This window comes from Streptomyces sp. NPDC002232 (assembly GCF_042890295.1).
Classification (GTDB): Bacteria; Actinomycetota; Actinomycetes; order Streptomycetales; family Streptomycetaceae; genus Streptomyces.
In genome coordinates, this window is the sequence record NZ_JBIARV010000003.1 from 635,354 (window position 1) to 660,815 (window position 25,462).

21 protein-coding genes are annotated in these 25,462 nt (G+C 74.2%); 12 read left to right on the forward strand and 9 right to left on the reverse strand.

Annotated features, from left to right (window positions below):
- Positions 1-25 precede the first annotated feature (25 nt).
- Together ACFYXU_RS15360 and paaK are read right to left on the reverse strand one after the other, a co-directional pair.
- A complete protein-coding gene (locus tag ACFYXU_RS15360) occupies positions 26-406 on the reverse strand; it encodes a VOC family protein (protein ID WP_376515876.1) in 381 nt (126 codons plus the stop codon).
- A gap of 23 nt (positions 407-429) precedes the next feature.
- Positions 430-1,716, reverse strand: coding sequence for a phenylacetate--CoA ligase PaaK (gene paaK / locus ACFYXU_RS15365; RefSeq protein ID WP_376515878.1), 1,287 nt, complete (start codon positions 1,714-1,716; stop codon positions 430-432).
- A 200-nt stretch (positions 1,717-1,916) separates the two neighbouring features.
- On the opposite strand from paaK, the gene ACFYXU_RS15370 reads away from it, so the two are divergent.
- Positions 1,917-2,693, forward strand: coding sequence for a GNAT family N-acetyltransferase (locus ACFYXU_RS15370; RefSeq protein WP_389457968.1), 777 nt, complete (start codon positions 1,917-1,919; stop codon positions 2,691-2,693).
- 10 nt (positions 2,694-2,703) lie between these two features.
- Here ACFYXU_RS15370 and ACFYXU_RS15375 read toward each other — a convergent pair whose 3' ends face one another.
- Complete coding sequence (locus tag ACFYXU_RS15375) at positions 2,704-3,045, reverse strand: ArsR/SmtB family transcription factor (RefSeq protein WP_389407035.1); 342 nt, start codon at positions 3,043-3,045, stop codon at positions 2,704-2,706.
- Between the two features lie 150 nt (positions 3,046-3,195).
- Between ACFYXU_RS15375 and ACFYXU_RS15380 the strand changes: the two genes are divergently transcribed.
- The gene (locus tag ACFYXU_RS15380; protein ID WP_389406645.1) at positions 3,196-4,200 is read left to right on the forward strand and encodes a zinc-dependent alcohol dehydrogenase family protein; all 1,005 of its coding nucleotides are present in this window, start codon (positions 3,196-3,198) and stop codon (positions 4,198-4,200) included.
- An 88-nt stretch (positions 4,201-4,288) separates the two neighbouring features.
- Here the strand turns inward: ACFYXU_RS15380 and ACFYXU_RS15385 are convergent, their stop codons facing one another.
- On the reverse strand, positions 4,289-5,104 hold the full coding sequence (locus ACFYXU_RS15385; RefSeq protein WP_389406646.1) for a pentapeptide repeat-containing protein: 816 nt from the start codon (positions 5,102-5,104) through the stop codon (positions 4,289-4,291).
- Between the two features lie 142 nt (positions 5,105-5,246).
- Between ACFYXU_RS15385 and ACFYXU_RS15390 the strand changes: the two genes are divergently transcribed.
- The gene (locus ACFYXU_RS15390) at positions 5,247-6,767 is read left to right on the forward strand and encodes an alpha/beta fold hydrolase (RefSeq protein ID WP_389406647.1); all 1,521 of its coding nucleotides are present in this window, start codon (positions 5,247-5,249) and stop codon (positions 6,765-6,767) included.
- 15 nt (positions 6,768-6,782) lie between these two features.
- Here the strand turns inward: ACFYXU_RS15390 and ACFYXU_RS15395 are convergent, their stop codons facing one another.
- The gene (locus tag ACFYXU_RS15395; protein WP_376515885.1) at positions 6,783-8,405 is read right to left on the reverse strand and encodes an acyl-CoA synthetase; all 1,623 of its coding nucleotides are present in this window, start codon (positions 8,403-8,405) and stop codon (positions 6,783-6,785) included.
- Between the two features lie 174 nt (positions 8,406-8,579).
- On the opposite strand from ACFYXU_RS15395, the gene ACFYXU_RS15400 reads away from it, so the two are divergent.
- From ACFYXU_RS15400 to ACFYXU_RS15430, 7 genes are all read left to right on the forward strand, one after another.
- Positions 8,580-9,380 (forward strand): crotonase/enoyl-CoA hydratase family protein, encoded by an 801-nt coding sequence (locus ACFYXU_RS15400; RefSeq protein WP_389406648.1) that lies wholly within the window; start codon positions 8,580-8,582, stop codon positions 9,378-9,380.
- Positions 9,381-9,431: 51 nt separating this feature from the next.
- Complete coding sequence (locus tag ACFYXU_RS15405; RefSeq protein ID WP_384571337.1) at positions 9,432-10,394, forward strand: Zn-ribbon domain-containing OB-fold protein; 963 nt, start codon at positions 9,432-9,434, stop codon at positions 10,392-10,394.
- Complete coding sequence (locus ACFYXU_RS15410; protein WP_389406649.1) at positions 10,391-11,449, forward strand: thiolase domain-containing protein; 1,059 nt, start codon at positions 10,391-10,393, stop codon at positions 11,447-11,449. The genes ACFYXU_RS15405 and ACFYXU_RS15410 overlap by 4 nt, the downstream gene beginning before the upstream one ends.
- A complete protein-coding gene (locus ACFYXU_RS15415; protein ID WP_389406650.1) occupies positions 11,442-12,623 on the forward strand; it encodes a thiolase domain-containing protein in 1,182 nt (393 codons plus the stop codon). The genes ACFYXU_RS15410 and ACFYXU_RS15415 overlap by 8 nt, the downstream gene beginning before the upstream one ends.
- Positions 12,624-12,706: 83 nt before the next feature.
- A complete protein-coding gene (locus tag ACFYXU_RS15420) occupies positions 12,707-13,126 on the forward strand; it encodes an ACT domain-containing protein (protein WP_376515896.1) in 420 nt (139 codons plus the stop codon).
- 208 nt (positions 13,127-13,334) lie between these two features.
- Positions 13,335-13,835, forward strand: coding sequence for a hypothetical protein (locus ACFYXU_RS15425; protein ID WP_329852884.1), 501 nt, complete (start codon positions 13,335-13,337; stop codon positions 13,833-13,835).
- A 16-nt stretch (positions 13,836-13,851) separates the two neighbouring features.
- The gene (locus ACFYXU_RS15430; protein ID WP_329852885.1) at positions 13,852-14,217 is read left to right on the forward strand and encodes an RNA-binding S4 domain-containing protein; all 366 of its coding nucleotides are present in this window, start codon (positions 13,852-13,854) and stop codon (positions 14,215-14,217) included.
- A 120-nt stretch (positions 14,218-14,337) separates the two neighbouring features.
- Here ACFYXU_RS15430 and ACFYXU_RS15435 read toward each other — a convergent pair whose 3' ends face one another.
- The 3 genes from ACFYXU_RS15435 to ACFYXU_RS15445 form a co-directional block, all read right to left on the reverse strand.
- Positions 14,338-16,536 (reverse strand): germacradienol/geosmin synthase, encoded by a 2,199-nt coding sequence (locus ACFYXU_RS15435; protein WP_389406651.1) that lies wholly within the window; start codon positions 16,534-16,536, stop codon positions 14,338-14,340.
- A gap of 158 nt (positions 16,537-16,694) precedes the next feature.
- Entirely contained in the window at positions 16,695-18,620 is a 1,926-nt protein-coding gene (locus tag ACFYXU_RS15440) for an N-acetylmuramoyl-L-alanine amidase (RefSeq protein WP_389457970.1), read from the reverse strand.
- Between the two features lie 365 nt (positions 18,621-18,985).
- A complete protein-coding gene (locus ACFYXU_RS15445) occupies positions 18,986-20,113 on the reverse strand; it encodes an aminoglycoside phosphotransferase family protein (protein WP_376515089.1) in 1,128 nt (375 codons plus the stop codon).
- Between the two features lie 231 nt (positions 20,114-20,344).
- Between ACFYXU_RS15445 and ACFYXU_RS15450 the strand changes: the two genes are divergently transcribed.
- A complete protein-coding gene (locus tag ACFYXU_RS15450) occupies positions 20,345-21,838 on the forward strand; it encodes a hypothetical protein (RefSeq protein WP_389406653.1) in 1,494 nt (497 codons plus the stop codon).
- 283 nt (positions 21,839-22,121) lie between these two features.
- On the opposite strand, the gene ACFYXU_RS15455 is transcribed toward ACFYXU_RS15450, so the two are convergent.
- Positions 22,122-23,606, reverse strand: a complete 1,485-nt coding sequence (locus tag ACFYXU_RS15455; RefSeq protein WP_389406654.1) for a PP2C family protein-serine/threonine phosphatase — start codon at positions 23,604-23,606, stop codon at positions 22,122-22,124.
- A gap of 455 nt (positions 23,607-24,061) precedes the next feature.
- Between ACFYXU_RS15455 and ACFYXU_RS15460 the strand changes: the two genes are divergently transcribed.
- Positions 24,062-25,384: a hypothetical protein gene (locus tag ACFYXU_RS15460; protein ID WP_376515084.1), complete on the forward strand. Its 1,323-nt coding sequence runs from the start codon at positions 24,062-24,064 to the stop codon at positions 25,382-25,384.
- Positions 25,385-25,462 lie beyond the last annotated feature (78 nt).

Below are 25,462 nucleotides of genomic sequence, written 5' to 3' on the forward strand. Positions count from 1 at the left end.
GGGGCGACCGCGCGGGGCCGTCGCCTCAGGCCCCGCGCTCCTCCACCACGCAGAGGATGTTCCCCTCGCTGTCCTTGAACCAGGCGCCCCGCATGGTGTCCGACTCGACCACGCCGTCGACCGTCCTGAGGCCCGGCAGGTCGTACTCCTCGAACGTCACGCCCCTGGAGCGCAGCTCCTTCATCTCGCCGTCGAGGTCGTCGACCTTCCAGCTGGCCAGGGTGTGCTCGGCCTTGCCGCCGTACGGCGTCTCATAGAGGCCGATCGTCGTCCCGCCGGTCTCGAACCTGGTGTCCTCGGCCGTGTCCCTCGTGAGGGTCAGGCCCAGGGTCTCCGTGTAGAAGCGCTTGGCGCGGCTCATGTCGCTGACCGGAATGATCGCGGCTATGGGGGAGTCCGACAGCATCGCAACCACCTCCTCCCTCCAGGCTACGCGCCCCGCAGGTCGACGATCCGCCTGATCTTGCCCAGGGAGCGCTCCAGCGTCTCCGGGTCGACCACCTCCACACCGACCGAGACCCCGATCCCGTCCTTCACCGCCGCCGCGACGGCCCGCGCCGCCTCCGCGCGCTCCTGCGGGGTCGCGTCCGGACGGGCCTCGGCCCGCACGGTGAGGGAGTCGAGCCGGCCCTCCCGGGTCAGCCGCAGCTGGAAGTGCGGAGCGACGCCCGGGGTGCGCAGCACGATCTCCTCGACCTGGGTGGGGAAGAGGTTCACCCCGCGCAGGATGATCATGTCGTCGGTGCGGCCGGTCACCTTCTCCATCCGGCGGAACACCCGCGCGGTCCCCGGCAGGAGCCGGGTGAGGTCACGGGTCCGGTAGCGGATCACCGGCATCGCTTCCTTCGTGAGCGAGGTGAAGACGAGCTCCCCCTCCTCCCCGTCGGGCAGCACCTCACCGGTGAACGGGTCCACGACCTCCGGGTAGAAGTGGTCCTCCCAGATGTGCAGGCCGTCCTTGGTCTCCACGCACTCCTGCGCCACGCCGGGCCCGATGACCTCCGACAGGCCGTAGATGTCGACCGCGTCGATCGCGAACCGCTCCTCGATCTCCTTGCGCATCTCCTCCGTCCACGGCTCCGCGCCGAAGACGCCCACCTTCAGGGAGGTCGACCGGGGGTCCACGCCCTGCCGTTCGAACTCGTCGAGCAGCGTGAGCATGTACGAGGGGGTCACCATGATGATCTCGGGGCGGAAGTCCTGGATGAGCTGCACCTGTCGGGCCGTCATGCCGCCGGACGCGGGGATCACCGTGCACCCGAGGCGCTCCGCGCCGTAGTGGGCACCGAGTCCGCCGGTGAACAGGCCGTATCCGTACGCCACATGGACCTTGTGTCCGGGCCGCGCGCCCGCGGCGCGCAGCGAGCGGGCCACCACGTCGGCCCACATGTCCAGATCGGCCTCGGTGTAGCCCACGACGGTCGGCCGGCCGGTGGTGCCGCTGGAGGCGTGGACGCGCCGGATCCGGGACTGGTCGACGGCGAACATGCCGAAGGGGTAGTGGTCGCGCAGGTCCGACTTGGCGGTGAAGGGGAACCGGGCCAGGTCCGCGAGCGACCGGCAGTCGTCCGGGGTCAGCCCGGCCGCGTCGAAGGAGCGCCGGTAGAACTCCACGTTCTCGTACGCGTGGCGCAGGGTCGAGCGCAGCCGTTCCAGCTGGAGGGCCGCGAGCTCCTCGCGCCCGAGCCGTTCGCCGCTGTCCAGCAGTTCCGTCATGCGCCACTCCTCCGCCGTCGTAAAACGGACGACCGATCATTCGGTCGATCCGTTCCGGGTCAGTAAAACCGGAGGTACCCGGGGGTTGGCAAGGGGGTCGACCGACTTTTTCCGCCGGCGCGGCGTCCCGGACGGCGGGGCGGGCACGGCCCGCGCATATCCCGTTGCCCGAAGCCGGGCGCGGTGCTGGAGTGGCCGCCATGGAATCCCCGTACCTCCGTGACCTGTACGACCTCCAGCTGCGCCGCGGGGCCCGGCCCGACGGGCCCGGCTGCCGCGTCGAGCGCGTCGGCGCCGTCGTCCGCCAGACGGGCCCCGCCCACGCCTGGAACGGCGTGCTCTGGTCCGGGCTCGACGCGTCCGCCGCCGACGCCGCCATCGCCGCGCAGATCGGCCACTACCGCGCCGAGGGCGTCTCCTTCGAGTGGAAGCTGTACGCGCACGACACCCCCGCGGACCTCGGCGACCGGCTCCGCGCGGCGGGCTTCACCGCCGAGGAACCCGAGACCCTGATGGTCGCCGAGGCCGCGGCCCTGCCCCCGGACGTGCCGCTCCCCGAGGGGGTCGAGCTGCGCCCGGTCACCGACGAGGCCGGGGTCCGCCAGGTCGTCGAGGTCCACGAGCGGGCCTTCGGCACCGACAGCTCCCGCCTCGGCCGGCAGCTCCTGGAGCGGCTCGCCGCCGACCCCGGCACGGTCACCGCGGTGGTCGCCCTCGCCGCCGGTGAACCCGTCAGCGCCGCCCGCATGGAGCTCTGCCCGGGGACGGACTTCGCGGGCCTCTGGGGCGGCGGCACCGTCGAGGGCTGGCGCGGCCGGGGCCTCTACCGCGCCGTCGTGTCGCACCGCGCCCGCATCGCGGCGGAGCGCGGCCACCGGTACGTCCAGGTCGACGCGGCGGACACCAGCCGCCCCATCCTCCAGCGCCTGGGCTTCCTCGCGCTGACGACCACGACGCCGTACGGGTACGAGGTCTGAGGCTGACGCTCTAGGTGCGGTCGTGGGCCTCCACCACGGCCCGCAGGAGGCCCGGGAAGCGCTCCTCGAACTCCTCGCGGCGCAGCGCGTTCATGCGGGAGGTGCCGGCGTAGTGCTGGCGGATCAGACCGGCCTCGCGCAGCACGTGGAAGTGGTGGGTGGTCGTGGACTTGCTGACCGGAAGCTCGATCGTCCCGCAGGCCAGGTCCTGGTCCGCCGCGTACAGCTCGGCGACGATCCGCCGCCTGACCGGGTCGACCAGGGCTTCCAGGACCTGCTGAAGGCCGATCTCGCCCATCTCGGGGTGGGGCGGGACGCGGTCCCGCCGGCTGGTGCGTGCCGCTGCTGTCATCGTCGTGTCGACCTCCGGCAGGCATCGTACGACAGCCATGGAAGTTTCATGAAGGTCGAAGTTTGACAGTGGTCGAACCTTGCGCTTGGCTGGGGCACGGCGACGCGGCGGTCCGCGCGGCGCCTTCACCGAGCGGGGAGGGGAAGCCCGATGAGCAAGGCCAGGACGGTGCGGTTCCACGAGTACGGCGGTCCGGAGGTGCTCCGGCTCGACGACGTCGAGATCGGCGAGCCGGGCCCCGGCGAGGTCCTCCTCCGGGTGGAGGCCGTCGGCCTCAACCGCGCCGAGGCGCTCTTCCGCGCCGGCCACTACATCGAGCCGGCCCGAAGCTTCCCCGCGCGGATCGGCCTGGAGGCGGCGGGTGTCGTCGAGGCCGTGGGGGACGGGGTGGCCGGGTTCGCCGCCGGGCAGCCGGTCGGCGTCGTGCCCTCGTTCTCCATGAACGACCACGGCGTCTACGCCGAGCGCGCGATCGTCCCCGCGTCCTCCCTCGTGCCCCGGCCCGAGGGCCTCGGCCCCGTCGAGGGCGCCGCCGTGTGGATGCCGTACGTCACGGCGTACGGCGGCCTCGTCGAGGTCGGCGGGCTGCGCGCGGGCGACACCGTCGTCCTGACCGGCGCATCCAGCAGCGTCGGCCTCGCCGCGATCAGGACCGCCCACCGGATCGGGGCGACGCCCCTCGCCACCACCCGCACCCGGGCCAAGCGGGACGCCCTCCTCAAGGCGGGCGCGGCCGAGGTGATCGTCACCGAGGAGGAGGACGTCGCCGGGCGGATCCGGGACCTCACCGGCGGCCGCGGCGCCGACCTCGCCTTCGACGGCGTCGCGGGTCCCGGCGTGAGCGACCTCGTCCGGTCCGTCGCCCCCGGCGGCACGGTCCTGCTCTACGGGGCCGTGAGCGGGCTCCCCACCCCGTACCCCGGCTTCGACCTCGGGATGCCCGCCGTCTCCCTGCGCACCTACACGATGCTGGAGACCACCCGGGACCCCGAGCGGCTGCGCCGGGCCCGTGCCTTCGTCGAGTCGGGGCTGCGCACCGGGTTCTTCGAGGCGGCCGTCGACCGCACCTTCGCGCTCGACGACATCGTCGCCGCGCACCGCGCCATGGAGGCGGGCCACCAGGTCGGGAAGATCGTCGTCACGGTGCCCCACTGAGGCACTGCGCTGCTCCGAGCCGCCGTGCTCCTCCGAGGCGCCGCGCCGGCCCACTGAGCCGCCGTGCGCCTCCGGGGAACCGGGGGCGTCAGGCCGTCCAGTGCGCCGGGCGGGCGAAGCCCTCCGGGAGGCGGGTCGCCGCGTTCCCCCGGGCCGAGTTCAGCTGCGGCTGCGTCAGGAACAGGGCCCCCGTGAGATCCGCGCCCGACAGGTCGGCGTCGCGCAGATCGGCGCCGATCAGGTCCGTGCACGTCAGGTCGGCCCCGGTCAGGTCCGCCGCGATGAGCAGCGCCCCGCGCAGGTCCGTGCCCCGCAGCTTCGCCCCGCGCAGCCGCTTGCCGATCAGGTCCGCCCCGCGCCGGCTCTTCGGCCGTCCGCCGGCCGTGGCGCGGACCAGCTCGCTCGTCCGCAGCAGCAGCGGGTTGACCTCGGCGCGCACCGGTCCCACGTCCAGCTTCTCCAGGGCGTCCGGCGTCCCGGCGGCGAGCTCCTCCACGCGCGCCAGCGCGGCCCGCAGCCCGTCGTGCACGGGGCGCGCCGTCTCCAGGGCCAGGGCCTCCGTGAGGTGGCGCAGCAGCTCGTGCAGCTGGCGCACCACCGGGAACACCTCGTACATCTGCCGGGCCGTCTCCGGAGCCTCCCGCCAGGACACCCCGCCGAAGGTCACCTGGGAGACCCGCTGGCCGGCGCCGAAGCAGTCGTACACCGTGCAGCCCTGGAAACCGCTCGGCCGCAGCCGGGTGTGGATCCCGCACCGGAAGTCCTCCTGGAGGTTCCGGCAGGGATCGCCCGAGGACTTGTCCACGGCGAAGTCGGCCGACCGGGCGAAGGGCAGCGCCACACAGCACAGGCCGAAGCAGCTGGCGCAGTCGCCGCGGAGGGCGGAATCCCGGGTGTCGGGCACGGTGAGACGATTCCTTCGCGGTGCGGGGACGGTCCTCCACGGTATCGCGGCGAAGCCCCGGTCCTGCTCGCGGCGAAGCCCCGGTCCCGCTCGCGGTGAAACCCGTTGCCATGATCCACCGGTTGCGGTGAGGATCGTCGGCATGCCGACGTTCACGACGTATGACGGGACCGAACTCGCCTACCGCGTCCAGGGGGAGGGCGAGCCGCTCGTCTGCCTGGCGGGCGGGCCGATGCGGGACGCCCGTTACCTCGGGGACCTCGGCGGGCTCGCCGCCCACCGTGCCCTCGTCCTGCTCGACGCCCGGGGCACCGGCGCGAGCGCCGTCCCCGCCGACCCCGGCACCTACCGCTGCGACCGGCAGGTCGGCGACGTCGAGGCCCTCCGGGCCCACCTCGGCCTGGAGCGGATCGACCTCCTCGGGCACTCGGCCGGCGGCAACCTCGCCGTCCTGTACGCCGCCGCCCACCCCGAGCGGATCCGCTCCCTGGTCCTCGTCACCTCCGCCGGACGCGCCCTCGGCGTGGAGACCACCGACGAGGAGTGGGACGAGGCCGCCGAGGTCTTCGCCGGAGAGCCCTGGTACCCCGGGGCGAGGGCCGCGGTGGACGCGCTCGCCGACGACACCCCGCTGCGGCGCGTCCACGAGATCACCGCCCCCTTCGCGTACGGCCGCTGGGACACCGCGGCGCAGGAGCACGCGGCGGGCAGTGACCGGGAGACGAACTGGGCGGCGGCGCCCGTCTACCACGGCCCGGGAGCCTACGACCCGGACACGACCCGCCGCGCGCTCGTCGCGCTCGACGCGCCGGTCCTGGTCCTGGCCGGGGCCTACGACGCCGGTCCGACGCCCGCCAAGGCGGCCGAGGCCGCGGCCCACTTCCCGACGGCCGAGGTCGTCGTCCTGCCGGGCGCCGGACACTTCCCCTGGGTCGACGACGCGGAGGCCTTCGTCCGCCCGGTCGCCGCCTTCCTGGACCCGGCGGTCCGCACCGTCACCGTGGACGGCGTACGCCTCGCCCACCGCGTCACGGGACCCGAGGGCGCCCCGCCGGTCGTCCTCGTCCACGGCCGGGGCGAGTCCGCCGCGACCTGGTCGGAGGTCGCGGCCGACCTGGCGGCCGACCACCGGGTGTACGCGGTCGACCTGCGCGGCCACGGACTGAGCGACCGGCCCGGACGGTACGGCTTCGACGACTTCCGCGACGAGCTCGGCGGCTTCCTGAAGGCCCTCGGCCTCACCGGCGCCACCGTCGTCGCCCACTCGATGGGCGCGGGCGCCGCGTACCTCCTCGCCCAGCGCGAACCCGGTCTCGTCGGCCGTCTCGTCCTGGAGGAGGCCCCGGCCTTCGACCCGCTCGACCCGCCGCGCCCGGTCGCCCAGCGGCCGGAGGGCCCGCTCGCCTTCGACTGGGCGATCGTGCCCGCCACCGACGCCCAGCTGAACGCCCCCGACCCGGCCTGGCGCGCGGACGCGGCCACGATCAAGGCCCCCACGCTGGTCCTGGCCGGCGGCCCGTCCAGTCACATCCCCCAGGACCGGCTGGCCCGCCTCGCCGGGGACATCCCCGGTGCCCGGCTCGTCGGCATCGACGCCGGGCACCTGATCCACGAGACCCGTCCGGCCGCGTTCCTGGCCGCGATCAGGGAGTTCGGCCTCTGAGCGGCGCCGCGCCGCTCACGCCGAGTCCGCCTCCACCGCCACCGCGCGCGCCCAGCGGTAGTCCGCCTTGCCGCTGGGGGAGCGCTGGATGCGCTCGGTGAGGACCAGCTGGCGCGGGACCTTGTACCCCGCGAGCTGCCGCCGGCAGTGGACCTGGAGCGACTCCAGGTCCAGCGCCGCCGCCCCGTCCCGGAGCTGGACGACGGCGGCGACGTGGTTGCCCCACCGCGTGTCCGGCACCCCCGCGACCAGCGCGTCGTACACGTCGGGGTGGGACTTCAGGGCCTGCTCGACCTCCTCGGGGTACACCTTCTCGCCCCCCGTGTTGATGCACTGCGAGCCACGGCCCAGGACGGTGACCACCCCGCTCGCGTCCACGGTCGCCATGTCCCCGAGGAGCACCCACCGCACCCCGTCCCGCTCGAAGAACGTCTCGGCCGTCTTCGCCGGGTCGTTGTAGTAGCCCAGCGGGACGTGGCCCCGCTGGGCGAGGCGCCCGGTCTCGCCCGGGGCGACGGGCACCCGGGTCGCCGGGTCGACGACCTGCGTGCGCTCGTTGACGTGGAGCCGGAAGCCCTTCGCCGGACCGGAGTCGTCGGTGGCGCGGCCGTTGGAACCGGACTCGGTGGAGCCGAAGTTGTTCAGGAGGAGCACGTTCGGCATGAGCTCCTGGAGCTGGGCCCGCACGGTTTCGGACATGATCGCCCCGGACGAGGAGAGGCTGAACAGCGCGGAGAGGTCCGTGCCCCTGAGCGGTCCGCGCAGCGCGTCCACGAGCGGCCGCAGCATCGCGTCCCCGACGAGGGAAATGCTGGACACCCTCTCCTTCTCCAGCGTGCGCAGCACCTCCTCGGGCACGTACTTGCGGTGCAGGACCACCCGCTGCCCGTAGTTGAGCGCGATGAACGCCGTCAGGGTGGAGGTGCCGTGCATCAGGGGCGGCGCGGGGAAGAAGGTGATCCCGGCGCCGCCGGCCGCGACCCGCTCCGCCAGCTCCTCGGGGCGCTTCACCGGCTCGCCCGAGGGGTCGCCGCCGAAGAGCCCGGCGAAGAACAGGTCCTCCTGGCGCCACAGGACGCCCTTGGGCATGCCGGTCGTGCCGCCGGTGTAGATGACGAACAGGTCGTCGGGCGAGCGCGTCCCGAAGCCCCGGCCGGGCGACCCGGCGGCCTCGGCCTCGGCGAAGGGCACGCAGTCGAGCGCCGGGGCGTCCTCGGGAGGGGTCCCCACCCTCACGAGGTGCCGCAGCTTCTCCGTCTGCGGCAGCGCCGCCGCGACCCGTCCGGTGAACTCCGCGTCGAAGACCAGCGCGGCCAGGTCGGCGTCCCGGTAGAGGTAGACGAGCTCCTCCTCCACGTACCGGTAGTTCACGTTGACCGGCACGATCCGCGCCTTGAGGCAGGCGAGGACGGTCTGGAGGTACTCGACGCCGTTGTACAGGTGGAGGCCGAGGTGTTCGCCGGGCCGCAGGCCCGCGTCGATCAGGTGGTGCGCGATCCGGTTGGCGGCGGCGTCGAGCGCGGCGTAGGTGAGCCGCCGCTCCGTGCCGGTGCCCGGATGGTCGACGTACACCAGCGCTTCGCGGTCGGGAACCACGTCGACGACCGATTCGAACAGGTCGGCAAGGTTGTACTCCACCGTTCCTCCTGACCCCGGTTCGCGCTGACCGATGTGGACGTGGCGGTCATTAGAGCGCCGACCGGTCACCGGGGGAAGGGGGTGCGCAGAAGAATCTGACTGAGTGTCAGAAAACTATTGAACTGGACCCCGAGCTCCTGCAACCTGTTCCAGAACTGGAGACGGGAGACCCCCATGGGCGGCACCGAACACCTCAGCGTCCGGCGCGAAGGCGCCACGCTCGTCCTCACCTTGAACCGGCCCGAGGCCAAGAACGCCCTCTCGCTGCCGATGCTCGTCGGCCTGTACGACGGCTGGCTGGAGGCCGACGCCGACGACGGCGTCCGCTCCGTCGTCCTCACCGGCGCGGGCGGTTCCTTCTGCGCCGGCATGGACCTCAAGGCCCTCGCCGGCCAGGGCATGGAGGGCGAGCAGTACCGCGACCGGCTCAAGGCCGACCCCGACCTGCACTGGAAGGCGATGCTCCGTCACCACCGCCCCCGCAAGCCGGTCATCGCCGCCGTCGAGGGCCCCTGCGTCGCCGGCGGCACCGAGATCCTCCAGGGCACCGACATCCGCGTCGCCGCCGCCTCCGCCACCTTCGGCCTCTTCGAGGTGCGCCGAGGGCTCTTCCCCATCGGCGGCTCCACCGTCCGCCTGCCCCGGCAGATCGCCCGCACCCACGCCCTCGAAATGCTCCTCACCGGCCGCCCTTACAGCGCACAGGAGGCCGCCGCCATCGGCCTCGTCGGACGCGTGGTCCCCGACGGCACCGCCCTGGACGCCGCCCTCGACCTCGCCGAACGCGTCAACGCCTGCGGCCCGCTCGCCGTCGAGGCCGTCAAGGCCTCCGTGTACGAGACGGCCGAGCTGACCGAGACGGAGGGCCTCGCCGCCGAACTCGCGCGCGGCTGGCCGGTCTTCGACACCGCCGACGCGAAGGAAGGGACCAGGGCGTTCGCCGAGAAGCGGGCGCCGGTGTACCGGCGGGAGTGACCTCCCGTCCACCCGCCCCGCGCGCACACCACCCCACCAAGGAGCCGTCCCATGACAGCCGTCACCCCACCGCCCGAGGCCCTCCGCGCCCCCCTCGTCGTCGAGTTCCCCTTCACCCGCTCCCTCGGCCCCGTCCAGTCCGCCTTCCTCACCGGACTGCGCGAGCGCACCGTCCTGGGCGTCCGCACCGAGGCGGGCGAGGTGCTCGTCCCGCCCGTCGAGTACGACCCCGTCACCGCCGCCGAACTCCGCGAACTCGTCGAGGTCGCCCCCACCGGCACCGTCACCACCTGGGCCTGGAACCCCGAGCCCCGCCGGGGACAGCCCCTCGCGACCCCCTTCGCCTGGGTCCTCGTACGCCTCGACGGCGCCGGCACCGCCCTCCTCCACGCCCTCGACGCCCCCGGACCCGAAGCCGTCCGCACCGGCATGCGCGTGCGGATCCGCTGGGCCGCCGAACGCTCCGGCGCCATCACGGACATCGCCTGCTTCGAACCGTACGAGGGCGCCCCGGACCACGAACCCGCACCGCACGACGGCCGGTTCGACGCACCGGTGACCGGCATCGTCGCCCCGGCCCGCCTCGACTACACGTACAGCCCCGGCCGCGCCCAGACCCGCTATCTGCACGGGCTCGGCGAGCGCCGCACCGTCGGCGAGCGCTGCCCCTCCTGCGCCAAGGTGTACGTGCCGCCCCGCGGCGCCTGCCCCACCTGCGGCGTCGCCACCACCGACCGGGTCGAGGTCGGCCCCCGCGGCACCGTCACCACCTACTGCATCGTCAACATCAAGGCGAAGAACCTCGACATCGAGGTTCCCTACGTCTACGCCCACATCGCCCTGGACGGCGCCGGACTCGCCCTCCACGGACGGATCGGCGGCATCCCCTACGACGAGGTCCGCATGGGCCTGCGCGTCGAACCCGTGTGGAGCGAGGACGGCCGCTACCCCGACCACTACCGGCCCACCGGCGAGCCCGACGCCGACTACGACACCTACAAGGAGCTGCTGTGACGCCGGACCGAGAGGTGGCGATCGTCGCCTTCGCCCAGAGCGACCACCGGCGGCGCACCGACGACCTCTCCGAGGTCGAGATGGTGATGCCCGTGCTGCACGAGGTGCAGCGGCAGACCGGCCTGAAGGCCGCCGACATCGGCTTCACCTGCTCCGGCTCCTCCGACTACCTGGCCGGACGCGCCTTCTCGTTCACGATGGCCCTCGACGGCGTCGGCGCCTGGCCGCCGATCTCCGAGTCCCACGTCGAGACCGACGGCGCCTGGGCCCTCTACGAGGCATGGGTGAAGCTGCTCACGGGAGAGGCCGACACGGCCCTCGTCTACTCCTACGGCAAATCCTCCGCGGGCTCCGTCCGCGACGTCCTCACCCGCCAGCTCGACCCCTACTACCTCGCCCCGCTCTGGCCCGACTCGGTCGCCCTCGCCGCGCTCCAGGCCCAGGCCCTCCTCGACGCCGGGGACACCGACGAACCGGCCCTCGCCGCGATCGCCGCCCGCAGCCGCGAGGACGCCCGGACCAACCCCCACGCCCAGCTGCCCGGCGCCCGCCCGCAGGGCGGTTACGCCGTCCGGCCGCTGCGCACGGGCGACTGCCCGCCCGTCGGCGACGGCGCCGCCGCCGTGATCCTGGCCGTCGGCGACCGGGCCCGCGCGCTGTGCGGGCGCCCCGCCTGGATCCGGGGCATGGACCACCGCATCGAGGCCCACTCCCTCGGCGTCCGCGACCTCACCGACTCGCCCTCCACCCGCCTCGCCGCCGAACGGGCCGGAGCCTTCGACCGGCCCGTCGACACCGCCGAGCTCCACGCGCCCTTCACCTCCCAGGAGGTCGTCCTGCGCAAGGCCCTCGCCCTCGACGCGAGCGTGAAGGTCAACCCCTCCGGCGGAGCCCTCGCCGCCAACCCCGTCATGGCCGCGGGACTCGTCCGACTGGGCGAGGCCGCCGCCCGCATCCACCGCGGGGAGTCCGACCGCGCCCTCGCCCACGCGACCTCGGGACCCTGCCTCCAGCAGAACCTGGTCGCGGTCCTGGAAGGAGAGAACCGTGCCTGAGGCCGTGACATCGAAGGAGTGCGTGGCCGTCGTCGGCGTCGGCCAGACCAAGCACGTCGCCGCCCGCGGGGACGTCTCGATCGCGGGACTCGTCCGCGAGGCCGCCGTCCGCGCCCTGGAGGACGCGGAGCTGACCTGGGCGGACATCGACGCCGTCGTCATCGGCAAGGCCCCCGACTTCTTCGAGGGCGTCATGATGCCGGAGCTGTACCTCGCCGACGCGCTCGGCGCGGTCGGCAAGCCCATGCTCCGGGTGCACACCGCCGGATCCGTCGGCGGCTCCACCGCGCTCGTCGCCGCCAACCTGGTCTCCGCGCGCGTGCACCGGACCGTCCTCACCCTCGCCTTCGAGAAGCAGTCCGAGTCCAACGCCATGTGGGGCCTGTCCCTGCCCGTCCCCTTCCAGCAGCCGCTGCTCGCCGGCGCCGGAGGCTTCTTCGCCCCGCACGTCCGGGCCTACATGCGCCGCACCGGAGCCCCCGACACGATCGGCTCCCTCGTCGCGTACAAGGACCGCCGCAACGCGCTCCTGAACCCCTACGCCCACCTCCACGAGCACGACCTCACCCTGGAGAAGGTCCAGGCCTCCCCGATGCTCTGGGACCCGATCCGCTACTCCGAGACCTGCCCCTCCTCCGACGGCGCCTGCGCCATGATCCTCACCGACCGCGCCGGAGCCGCCCGCGCGCCGCGCCCGCCCGCCTGGGTGCACGGCGGGGCGATGCGCAGCGAGCCGACCCTCTTCGCGGGCAAGGACTTCGTCTCCCCGCGGGCCGGCCGCGACTGCGCCGCCGACGTCTACCGGCAGGCCGGCATCACCGACCCGCGACGGGAGATCGACGCCGTCGAGATGTACGTGCCGTTCTCCTGGTACGAACCCATGTGGCTGGAGAACCTCGGCTTCGCCGAGGAGGGCGAGGGCTGGAAGCTCACCGAGGCCGGGGTGACCGAACTCGACGGCGACCTGCCCGTGAACCCCTCGGGAGGGGTGCTCTCCACCAACCCCATCGGAGCCTCCGGGATGATCCGCTTCGCCGAGGCGGCCCTCCAGGTGCGCGGCGAGGCCGGCGCCCACCAGGTCGAGGGGGCGCGCCGGGCGCTCGGGCACGCCTACGGCGGCGGCGCCCAGTTCTTCGCCATGTGGCTGGTCGGGGACACCCCGCCCACCGGCTGAGCCGCCGCCCGGCCGGGGCGCCCAGGGGGTGTCCAGCCGATCGATTGCGGCCTGATCGACAAGACGCCCCCTACGCTGGCCCCATGAACGCGGAACGTGACCTGACCAGGCTCCTCGCCGGGATGCGCCCGGAGCTCGACCCCGGCCGCTACGTCTTCACCACGGTGGACGGCCCCGCCCCGGCCGGGCTCGCCCCCGTCGTCACCGTCGCCGAGGCGGAGGGCCTCACCCTCGTCGTACGGCAGGAGGAGGCGGACGCCGCCGGGCTGGCGTACGACTACGTGGCGGGCCGGATCACGCTCCGGGTGCACTCCGCCCTCGACGCCGTCGGGCTCACGGCGGCCGTCGCCGTCGAGCTCGCCTCGGCCGGCATGAGCTGCAACGTGGTGGCCGGATTCCACCATGACCACCTCTTCGTCGAACACGACCGCGCGGACGAGGCGTTGGCCGTCCTGGACGCCCTCTCGCGGCGGTCGGCCGACGCGGCGGACCCGGCCGCCTGAGGGTCGCGGGCCGTCCCGGCCCGGGGCCACGAGCCGTGCGCACTCCGCCACCGGCCGGAGCCTCCGGGTGACGCTCCGTGCTCCGGACCCGCCCACGAGCGGGTCCCGCACGCACCCCGCGGACCACCGGAGGCCCCGGCGGGCCGGGCCGCCCCGAGGCGGGCGCCCGGCGCGTCGCGCAGCGCGCCGGGGCACGTACCATGGCCGTATGTCCTTCCTCCGCCGCCGCAGCGCCGCCACACCCGCGGGCCCGGACTTCGACGTCCTGGCCATGGATCCGGGCGACTGGCCCGGCAACCTCGGCGCCGGTCTGCTGCCCGCCCCCGACGGCTCCTGCCAGGGCGTGTTCCTCCGCTACGACCTGTTCGGCGGCCGGGGCCCCGCGATGATCATCGGCAACCTCCCCGAGGGCTCCCCGGCGCGCGAGCTCGGCGACGGCCAGATCCCCTTCGAGGTGGCGCAGCTCCTCGCGGCCCTGGAGAACGACGAGCCGGTCGAGGTCCTCGACACCGAGGACATCCCCGTCATGCAGGGCGACAACCTCCTCATCGTGCGCCGCCTCAAGCTCTCCGAGAGCCGCATCTCCTGCGTCCAGTTCGACCGCAGCGACAACGTCCTCGTGACGATCGCCAGTTGGGACCGGCCGATCACCGACGACCTGTACGCCCTGCTCAAGCCCCTGCCCGCCGAGCTGTTCCAGCAGGGCTGACGGGGAGCGGCGGCCGATGAGCGCGCGCGTCGACGCCTGGATCTGGGCGGTCCGCCTGACCAAGACCCGCTCGCAGGCCGCGGCCGCCTGCCGGGCCGGACACGTCAAGGTGAACGGCGAGCGGGTGAAGCCCGCCCAGGCCGTGAAGCCCGGCGACGAGGTCCGGATCTACCACGGCGGCCGGGAGCGGATCGTCGAGGTCAAGGAGCTGCACGTCAAGCGGGTCGGCCCGCCCGTCGCCGCCGAGGCGTACGTGGACAACAGCCCGCCCCCGCCGCCCCGCGAGCACGTGGCCGTCGCCGCCGTCCGGGACCGGGGCGCGGGGCGTCCCACCAAGCGCGAGCGCCGGGAGCTCGACGACCTGCGCGGCCGGCGCTCCTGACCGCACGCACGACCGCCCGAAGGCCTCCGGGGACCGCCCCGGAGGCCTTCGGGCGTGTCGTCACACTCCCGTCTGCCCCGAGGGCGACGACGGGAGTGTGACGACACGCCCTAGGCGTCCTCAGCGCGGTCCCGTGCCGAGCAGCTCCGTGATCCGCGCCGCCGAGGTCCCCAGCCCCCTCGGGCCGCCCCGCAGCAGCGCGGCGCCACTACCCGCCCGCACGTCGTCGGGGCCGTAACGCCGCACGTTCCGGTGCCAGTTGAGGACTCCCGCGAGCCAGTCCTCCAGGCCCCGCAGGTACGAGGCGAAGGCCTCCCGCCCCGCCCCGTCCAGCCCCAAGTCCTCGAAGAGCAGGGGCACCTCGCGCTGCTTCAGGGTCTCGTACTGGCGCAGCCGGCCCCGCATCAGGTCGTCGACCATCGACACGGCGGTCGGGTAGTCGCAGTCGAAGAACTTCTGTAGCACCAGCACACCGTTGTGCACCTCGCCCTCGACCTCGATCTCCTTCTGGTACGAGAAGAGGTCGTTGACGAGGGCGCCGTAGTCCATCACCGCGTTCTCCAGGCTGCGGACCGTGCCCGACCGGAAGACCTCGGGCGGCAGCGCCGTCTCCTGACGCAGCCGGCACAGCAGCGTGGTCAGTTCCGAGCCGAAGGTGCTGCGGCGCATCTCGATGTAGTCGACCGGGTCGGGCACCCGGTGCTGCGCCACGTTGTGCAGCTCCCACAGCCAGCTGTCGAGCATCAGGTCGAGCGCGCGCCGCAGCTCCGCCCGGGCCGGGGACGTCATCGGCACCGCGGTCCGCGCCCAGACGTCGGCGAGCGCCCGCTCCAGCGGGTTCACCGCGACCGCCGCGCCGGCGGCCGGATCGTCGAACGGCATGCAGGCCTTGAGCCGGTCGGTCTGCTCCTTCGCGGCGCCCAGGGCGCCCGTCCGCCCGAAGGCCGCCGGATAGTAGTCGTCCGCGTAGGTCCCCCAGGTCAGCCAGTCGGCGCCGAGCGCCAGCTCCTCGGCGGAGGCGTCCGGGTCGAGGCCGGCCGCGCACAGCGCCAGGTCGAAGCCCTCCGCCGCCCGCCGGTCCCACAGGTCGTCGAGGAGTCCCATCCGCTCCGCCCAGTCGACCGTGTGCCGCGCCGCCTCCGCGTGACCGGGGTTGAGCGTGAGCGGGTAGGGCAGGTCGAACTCCGGCAGCAGCGACGGTCCCACCCGCTCGTGCGGCGCGTGCGTGAACGCCCGGTGCCGGGCCGCCGCCGGCCGGCCGAAGAGGGACCGGACGTCGAGGGCGGAGGTGCCGATGATCCCGTCCAGGCGCGAGGGCGCGCCGACCATGCCCTCGTTCATGTAGCGGCTGGAGCGCATGTGCCACTCGTGCCCGCCGGACTGCCAGTCCTGGAGCCCCTTCGCGTACGCCGTGACGGCCGCGCACTCCTGCGGGGTCAGGCCCTTCTCGGCGGCGAGCAGCGGCACCTCGGTGAGCGCCGTGTTCTCGAACTGCTGCACCCGTGAGGTCAGCAGGTCGTTGACGGCGTTCGCCGCCTCCTGGGTCGTGCAGCCGAGGAACCGCTCCAGGACCAGGACGCCGTTGCTGTTCTCGCCCTCCTCCTCCACCTCGCGCTGGTACGAGAAGAGGTCGTTGCGCAGGTGCACCGCGTCCGAGAAGGAGTCCCGGAGCACCCGCAGCGGCCGGGAGTACGCCACGGCCGCCGGGACCTCGGCCCCCGCCGCGTACTCGACGAGCCCGGCGGACCAGGGCGCGCCGCCGACCTTGCGGCGCATCTCGATGTACTCCAGGGGGTTCGCGATCCGCCCCTCGTTGATGTTGTCGAGCTCCCACAGCGACTCGTTCAGCAGGTGCTCCGTCGCCTCCGCGAACCGCACCCGCCAGCCCTCGGACATCGCGGGGACGGTCCGCCGCCAGAGGTCCGCCAGTCCCGCCTCGACGGGGTTGGCCGGTTCCGGCATGCCGGTCGCGGGGTCCGCCGGCATGAACAGCGGCAGCCGGTCCAGATAGGCCTTGCTGCCCGCCCGGTCCTGGGTGCGCTTGAAGACCTCCAGGAAGTGGTCGTCGAAGAAGAAGACCCAGGTGTACCAGTCGGTGACGAGGTTCAGGACGTCCTCGTCGCAGTCCGGGTGCGTGTACGCGCAGAGCAGCGCGTAGTCGTGGGAGTCGAGGTCGTGCTCCTCCCAGACCCCCGAGCCCTCCAGCATCCCCCTCGCTCGCGCCCAGTCACGCGTGTGCGTGCGGGCGGCCTCCACATGGGGGTTGAGCCGGGCCGGATACGGGACATAGAAATCCGGCATGACGAAGGGCTGAGGCATGTGCGGGTGGGCCTTCCGGTGGCTGGGGCGCTGACCGGCCCAGCCTTACCCGTCGCCCGGACGGCCCACACGATCTCGCGAATAGTCGTATGAACGCCGGAGGGGTGGCGCCGGACCCCACGCCCGGCACCACCCCCCGCCTTTCGGCCAGACCCCTGTCAGCCCAGGGAAACCCGCACGTCGGCGGCCTTCACGAAGGCGACCCGATGGCCGAACTGGATCTGGTAGTACTCCTCCTGGCCCCGGACCACCGTGTGACCGCTCGGGTCGAACACCGGCGCGAAGTAGTACTCGCCCGGGGTGCGCCCCCCGACCACGTACCGCTGACCGGCGAGCAGCTCGTACGGCAGCGGCGACACCGCCTGCACCGGCACGCCCGCCGGATAGGCCGAGGCCTCCGGATACGCCCGCCCGTACACCGGCACCTTCGCCAGGCCCTCCCGGGGCGTCAGGACGAGACCCCGCGCGTTCACCGCCGACGGTTCCTTCACCGGGTTCGAGAACCACGCCTTCTGCCCCAGGTACCAGACGGCCGTCCAGTCACCCCGGCGCTCCGCCACGGCGAAGCTCTGCCCGGTGGAGGCCCGCGCCCCGGTGTCGTTGACGCCGGTCGTGGAGTCCTGCCCGCCCGGCCGCAGGCCGACGTCCTTCACCAGGGGCGCGTCGGAGCTCGGCGCCGTGTGCAGGCGCACCGCCCCGCTGCCGTGCGGCGCGCAGGCCTGTCCGGCCGTCGCGCAGTCCGTGTAGACCGGCCGGTTCGCGTCGTAGTCGGGACGGATCGTCACCACGCCCGCGCGCGGACCGGCGCTCGGCGTGATCGGGCGGCCGAGCAGCCGGAAGTAGTGCGCCCAGTCCCAGTAGGGCCCCGGGTCCGTGTGCATGCCCTTGATCGTGGAGGTCACCGTGCCCGGCACGTTGTCGTGCCCCAGGATGTGCTGCCGGTCCAGCGGAATGCGGTACCGGGCGGCGAGGTAGCGCACCAGGCGCGCCGACGACCGGTACATCGCCTCCGTGTACCAGGAGTCCGGAGAGGTCAGGAAGCCCTCGTGCTCCAGGCCCACCGACTTGGCGTTCACGAACCAGTTGCCCGCGTGCCAGGCCACGTCCTTCAGCGGCACGTGCTGGGCGACGTGCCCGTCGGAGGAGCGCAGCGAGTACTGCCAGGACACGTACGTCGGGTCCTGCACCAGCTTCAGCGTGGTGTCCCAGTCGGCCTCGGTGTCGTGGATCACGATGTAGTCGATCGACTGCGAGACCGGCCGGTCCGCCTTGTCGTGGTTGCCGTAGTCCCCGTCACCGAACTCCTCGTACGGTGCCGGCACCCACTCGCAGGGCACCGAGGCCGGGCACTCCACCGGACCCGCGGCGGGCCGGCGCAGCCCCAGCGCCGCCACCTGGCCGGTGGCGGGCGCGACCGCCGGAGCGGCCGGGAGCGTCACCACCTGCCCGCTGTCGGTCGTCCGCGTCTCCCCGGTGCGGATCACGTCGAACACGTCGTTCGCGTACGCCGCCGCCGTCGCCGAGTCGTCCGCGCCGGAGTACCGCGCCACCGCCCCGTACCAGTCGGCCGGGTCCGCGCTCGCCGGGAGTCCGGCCTCGCGCTGCGCCGCCGCGAGCAGCGCCGCACCGCCCTCGATGTTCGCCGCCGGGACGGTGCGCAGCTCCTCGGCGGGGATCCCGGACAGCTCGGACGCCCGCTCCAGGGTCCGCAGCCGCCCGGACGGCCCGGCGGACGCCGCCACCGGGCCGTCGCCGCGGTCGCCGTCGCGGATCGGCCGCGAGGCGTCGCCCCGGGCGTCCTCCGCGCCGTCGGAGTGGTGCGGGGCGCTCCGGGCGAGCGCCGTCACGGCGTCCGTCAGGTGCATCGGCCCGTAGCCGCCGGTGACACTGGGCGCACCGCCGTGGGCGTCCCACCGCGACTGAAGGTAGGAGACGGCGAGCAGCAGGCTCTCGGGGACGCCCTGACGCGCGGCCGCCCGGGCGAACTGCCCCTGGAGGACACCCGCCTCGGGCACCTCGGCGCCGGCCGGCGGGGCGGCGGACAGCAGGGGGACCAGCAGGGCGGCGGACGCCAGGGCGCCCACCGCCCCCGGCACCCGGAACGGTGACGGATGTCTGCGCGACGCGGAACGCAGCAAGGCGGCCTCCAGAGGCAGGGGGTGACACGGGGGGCGTGCGGGGCCGAACCCGTACAGGGGTATCGGCTCCCGGACGTCCCGTCAATCACGCCTGCGCACCCTGAAGTTCCCACGTCAGGGCGGGAATGCAGGGCCGGACGGCGGAGTTTCGCGACGACGGGTCCCGGGCCTGGGGCGCGTCACTGGCGTGGACCAATGGAGGAGTCCCTGTGGCCGGAGGGCGGCCCGGACAAGCCGATGCGCCGTGTCCCGGTGTGTCGGCACCGGGCTCACGGCGCACCGCCCCCGTGTGGTCGGCCGGACCCGCGCCTTCAGCGCGTCCCGACCGCCGCGCGCACGGCCCGCCGTGCCATGGCGCAGTCGTCGTGCAGCCGCCTCAGCAGCAGCCGCTGTTCCTCACCGGGGGCGAGCCCCCCCGAGGGCACCGGCACGGAACCGGCCGGCGGAGCCTCCTTCATGGTGCGCTGCACCGCCGTCTCGTACGTGCGGATCTCCCGCGTCAGCACGATCATCAGGTTCACCAGGAAGGCGTCCCGGGAGGCCGCTCCGGCCTGCTGGGCGAGCTGACTGATCTGGCGGCGGGCCAGCGGCGCGTCACCGAGCACCGCCCACAGCGTCGCCAGGTCGTAGCCCGGCAGGTACCAGCCCGCGTGCTCCCAGTCGACGAGGACCGGCCCGGCGGGGGAGAGCAGGATGTTGGAGAGCAGGGCGTCGCCGTGACAGAACTGGCCCATGCCCTGGCGTCCGCCCGCCTGCGCCAGACCGTGCAGCAGCTTCTGGAGGTCGTCCCGGTCCCGGTCCGTGAAGAGACCGAGCTCGTGGTAGCGCGCGATCCGGGTGCCGTAGTCCAGCGGGGCGTCGAAGGTCCCGGCCGGCGGCCGCCAGGCGTTGAGACGGGCGATCGCGCCGAGCGCGGCCCGCACGTCGGCCCGGGGCGGAGCCTCGACGGGGTGGCGCGACAGCGCCGCCGCCCGTCCGGGCATCCGCTCGATCACCAGCGTGCAGTTCTCCGGGTCCGCGGCGATCAGCCGCGGCGCGCGCACCGGAGGACGGTGACGGACGAAGGAGCGGTAGGAAGCTATCTCGTGCCGGAACCGCTCGACCCACGCGGGGGAGTGGTCCAGTAAACACTTCGCGACCGCCGTGGTCCGCCCGGTCGTCCCGACGATCAGTACGGAACGGCCGCTGCGCCGCAGCACCTGCACGGGGTTGAACTCCGGGCAGATCCGGTGGACCGACGCGATCGCCATCTTCAACTGCGCCCCCTGGGGGCCCGACAGATCGATTCTTCCGCTCACGGGCTGGGTGCCGGTGCCGCCCGCCCAGCGCCTCGGCCTGACGGCCTGAGGGGCGGGGGCGAGGTACGGTCCGGCGCCGGCGGGGATGATCCGGTGCTGCGGCCGGGGCGGGGCGGACACGGAGGACGATGCTGTGTACATGGAGGACAGATCCCTTCGTGTGCCGACGAGTTGCGTGCGTCGCCCCGCCCGCCCCCGGTCCGCACCCTGGGGAATGAGGGCCGGTCGGCGGGGCGGGGTGGCGCGTTCCTACCTGACACCCGGGCGCGGGTGGCGGAACATCTCGCGCACCCTGGCGAAGCCTGGCGAATTGTCGCCAGGCCTATGACAGCGGGCTAGTGTCAACTCAGCCGAGAACCTGGGGGCTTAGACGTGACCGAGCAGACCAACACCCGCCTGGCAGACCTCTTCGGCCTGGCCGGCTGGTCCAAGGGCGAACTCGCGAGACTGGTCAACCGGCAGGCGGCGGCCATGGGCCACCCCCAGCTGGCGACCGACACCTCGCGGGTGCGGAGGTGGATCGACCGGGGCGAGATCCCGCGCGATCCGGTCCCCCGGGTGCTGGCAGCCTTGTTCACCGAGCGACTCGGCCGTGTCGTGACCATCGAGGACCTCGGGTTCGTACGACACGGGCGCGCCGGAAAGAAGCAGGACGTCAGGACGACGGAGAACCCTGACGGGCTGCCCTGGGCACCCGATCGTACGGCGGCGGTCCTCACCGAATTCACGGGAATGGACCTCATGCTCAACCGACGCGGCCTGGTGGGCGCGGGTGCCGCGCTTGCCGCCGGCTCCGTACTCAGCAAGGCCATGCACGACTGGCTCCAGACCGACCCCGCACGCAAGGGCGCCGCCCCGCGGGCCACCGATCCCCTCCACGCCGACCCCGCCGGGTTCGACCGCTACGAGGCCGCCCCCATCGGGTCGGAGGAGATCGAGGCCCTGGAGCACTCGGTGGAGGTGTTCCGTGCCTGGGACGCCTCCCGGGGCGGCGGCCTCCAGCGCAAGGCGGTCGTGGGCCAGCTCAACGAGGTGGGCGGCATGCTCGCCTACCGCCACGCCGACCACCTCCAGCGCCGTCTGTGGGGCGTCGCCGCGAACCTGGCGGTCCTCGCGGGCTGGATGTCCCACGACGTCGGCCTCGAACCGACGGCACAGAAGTACTTCGTCATCGCCGCCCACGCGGCGCGCGAGGGCGGCGACCGGCCGAGGGCCGGCGAGGCGCTCTCCCGGGCGGCCCGCCAGATGGTGCACCTGGGGCGTCCCGACGACGCGCTCGACCTGATGAAGCTCGCCAAGGAGGGCTCGGGCGAGCGGGTGCTGCCGCGCACCCAGGCCATGTTCCACACGATCGAGGCATGGGCACAGGCCTCGATGGGCCGGGGACAGGCCATGCGGCGCACGCTCGGCGAGGCCGAGGAGTTGTTCGTGTCCGACCGGCGGGACGAGAAGCCGAGCTGGATGCAGAACTTCGACGAGGCGGACATGCACGGCATGCAGGCCCTCGCCTACCGCACCCTCGCCGAGCACGAACCGTCGGCGGCGGTCCCCGCACAGCGCCACGCCAAGCTGGCGCTCGAACTGCGGCGCGGCGGCCACGACCGCTCGAAGCTCTTCGACCACATCTCCCTCGCCTCGGCCTGCTTCATCGCCGACGACCCGGAGCAGGCCGACCGCTACGCGCGGCTGGCGCTGATGTCCATGGGGGAGACCTCCTCCCACCGGACCTGGGACCGGCTGCGGGAGATGTACCGGCTGACCGGGCAGTACGCGGGCTACTCGCGGATCGAGAGCCTGCGCGAGGAGATCGAGCTCGCCCTGCCCAGGTCTCCCGTCAACCGCCCCAGGCCGGCGGGACAGGCCTGAGGCGCGGGGAGGTTCGGGCGGGGCGCGGCGGAATGCGGAGCCGGGGTTCCGGGGCGCGTCCGACGGCTCCACGGGTGCCACGGGTGCCACGGACGCGGCCGGGTGACGGCGGGCGTCCGGGGATTTCGGCAGGGTCGCGGCGAGCCGGTGTCCGGGAGGGACCCGGACACGTGTCACGGGCGCCGTCCTCCGGTGCCGGCCGGTCCAGGACCGGCGTCACGCAGGCACGCCGTCCTGCCGGTGTCAGCCGGTGACCGCATCACGGAGGCATCCTCCTCCGGTGTCAGCCGGTGACCCGGACCACCATCACGCAGGCGTCGTCCTCGCGTGACTCCTCGCCGAACTCCTCCCTCACCGCGCGCACGCCGTCCTGTGCGTCCCGCGCCTCCGCGAGCCGGGGGCCGAGGGCGAGCAGCCGTCGTGCGCCCGCGTCGTCGTCCGGCCCACCGCCACGGGTCAGCCCGTCGGTGTGCAGAACGAGCACGTCACCCGGGAGCAGCCGGTTCTCGGCCTCGCCGTAGACGGCGCCGGTCGTCGCCCCGAGCAGCACGCCCTCGGGCCGCCGGAGCGCCTGCCCCGTCCCGTCTCGGAAGAGCAGCGGGGCGGGGTGGCCGGCCTGCGCCCACACCAGGGTCCGGGCCACCGGGTCGTACCGGCAGCACATCGCGCTGCCCAGCGCGGGCTGCACGGAGGTCTCCAGGAGCTGGTTGAGGTGGCTCAGCAGCGCGGCGGGCCGGATGCCGGCGAAGGCCATGCCGCGCAGCGCCCCGAGGAGCATCGCCATGGAGGAGGTCGCCGCGACCCCGTGCCCCGTCAGGTCGCCGACGGTCAGCAGCGCGTCTCCGTCGGGCAGGACGAGGGCGTCGTACCAGTCCCCGCCGATCAGACCGGTGCTGGCGGCCGGGAGGTAGTGCGCGGCCACGTCGAGCGGGGCGGCGCCGCCGTGGGCGAAGCGGAGCGAGCCGCGCCAGGGCGGGAGCACCGCCTCCTGGAGCTCGACGGCGACCCGGCGCTCGGTGAGCTCGATGTGGCGGCTGCGCTCCAGGCTGTCCCGGCTCTCGCGGACGGCCCGCTCGCTGCGCCGCAGTTCGCTGACGTCCCGGAGGACGGCCCACATCGAGGCCGTGCAGCCGTCGGTGTCGAGCACGGGCTCACCGGTCATGTGCACGGTGCGCAGACGGCCGTCGGTGCGCACGATCCGGAACTCGCCGTCGATCGGCTTCCCGTCGATCAGGCAGTCCGTCACCATCGACTGCAGGACGGCCTGGTCCTCGGCGAGGACCATCGTGGGCATCTCGTCCAGGGACATCGGGCCGCTCTCGGGCTGCCGTCCGAAGATCTGGAACAGCTCCTCGGACCAGCTGACCTCGTCGGTCAGCAGGTTCCACTCGGCGCTGCCGACCCGCGAGAGCAGGGAGCCCGTCCGGGGCGGGGCCGCGACGCCGTACGCCGTGCCGGGGGCGGTCGCGAGCGCGGTGTCGGCGACGGCCTCGCCCTCCTCGGCCCCGGCCTCCTCCGGAGGGATCGCGGTCGCCGGTACGCCGGCCCGAAGCTGGCCCAACTGGGCACCGAGATCGTCGAGTTGGTTCACGGCCAGGTCGCACAGGGCGCGCTGCCAGCGCTGCTGGGGATCGTCGTCGTCCACCGCGGAGTCCCTGCGCACGGCGTCCACTTCGCCGCGCAGCCGACGGGTCTGCGTGATCAGCGCGTCCAGCGCGCCCGGCTCCGGCGGTGGGGCGGGGCGGTCCGCGAACAGATGGGACGGCATGTCGTACTCCGATACAGGCGCGGCGCGGCCAGGTGTGGAAGCTGGCCCGGAGACGACTGTGGCACAGGCCGCCGCGGCCTGTAAGGGATTTGGCAACACTCGATCCGGTGGTGCTTCTGGCATATGTCAAAGGCCCGGCGATTATCGGACAGTGCGCGACGCGTTACGGTGCTCGGGTGGTGAACGACGACGGTAACGGCACGGTGGGCGCGGGTGCGAGGCTCACGGGCGGCCCGGTCGCGGGGGAGTCGGACATGCGTACGGGGGTGGGTGCGGTGACACCGGAGGACGGCTCACCGGGGGCCGCGGGTGCGGACGGTGCGGGGGGTGCCCAGGCGGTCCAGGGGGCTCAAGGTGCTTGGCGGGCTCCTGTGGCAGGCGTGGGCGGCGATGCCGCGGGTGCGGGTGCCTCTGCTGCGCCGGGTGCGGGTGCGGGTGCGGGTGCGGGTGCGGGTGTGGCCGAGGGTGCGTCGACCGCGAGCGCGGTCGGCACCGCGGTGATCCTCGCCGCCGCGCCCGCCGGACGCGGCCGTGCGATGGACGCCGCCTCCGTCCTGCCGGCGCTCGCCGCCGTCCCGCCGGGGGTCCTCACCGGCACCGCCGCTGCCACGGTCGTCGAACTCGCCGATCCGCTGGACCCGCAGACCGTCCTCACCCGCCTCCGCGCGGCGGCGGCTAGCCCCGGCCCCCTGGTCGTGTGCCTGGCGGGCCAGCTCCACCTCGACCGCCGCCAGCAGCTGCCTCATCTCGCGCTCGCCCGCACCACCCCGGCGACGCTCCGCTACACGGCGCTGCCCTGGCACTGGCTCGCCGGTGAACTCGGCGTGCGCAGCCCGGGGAGCACGACCGTCGTCGCGGACCTCGCGGCCGACCCGGAGGTGTGGCAGCGTCTCGCCGACGTGCCGGGCCTGCTGCACCTGGGGCCCGGCACCCTGCTCCACGCGCGCGTGGTGCCCGCGCCGCGCAGGGGCGAGCCCACGACCCCGGAATACCTCCGGGCCCGGGCCGAACTCTGGCGCTCCGGGGCCCGGTTGAGCCCGGCCGCGGCGCACGCGGAGGCCGCCGCGCGCGCGGTGACGGTGGCACCCCGGCCGGAACCGGTGTTCCTCACGCCCACGCCCGTACCTGCCCCGGCCGCGACCGACACCGCCCCGCCCCTCCCCCCGACCCGTACCGCCGCCCCGCCCGTTCCCCCGATCCGTACCGCGTCCGTGGCCGTGCCCGTCTCCGCGCCCCGGCCCCCGCGCGCGTCCGTCACGGGGTCCGCTCCGGCGGTCGGCGCCGTGCCCCGACGGCCCGCGCCGGTGCCCGCGATCCCCCCGGCGTACGCCCCGGCGACCCCTCCGGCCCCGGCGCCCGCCGGTGCGGAGCCCGTGGACCCGCACCCCGCGATCCTCGCCGCCGCACGGGCCGGGCGGCACGGGGAGGCGGCGGCGGTGGCGGCGGCCTGGGAGCACGACGCCCTGCGCCGCCACGGACCCCGGTCGGTGGAGGCCGTGCACTGGACGGAGGTACGGGCCGACCTCGCCCGTCTCGCCGGAGAACCGGCCCGCAGCTGCGAACTCTGGCTCGCCGCCGCCGAGGCCCGGCTCGGCATGCTCCAGCGCGCGGACGACCCCGACGTGGAGGGGGCCGTCGACCGGGCCCACCACCAGTGGGAGCACATCGAGGATCCCGTCCGCGCCCGCGCCCTGGGCCCGACCCTGGTCGACCTCCGCCGCCGGGTCCCCGGCCGCCGCCCGGGCGCCCTCGCCGCGCTCACCCGCCGCATGGGCTGAGCCGTACGGGCCGGCTCGAGCGGCGGACGCCCCTGCCGCCGCCCGCTGCCGTGGAACGCCACCCGACCGGTCCCGTCC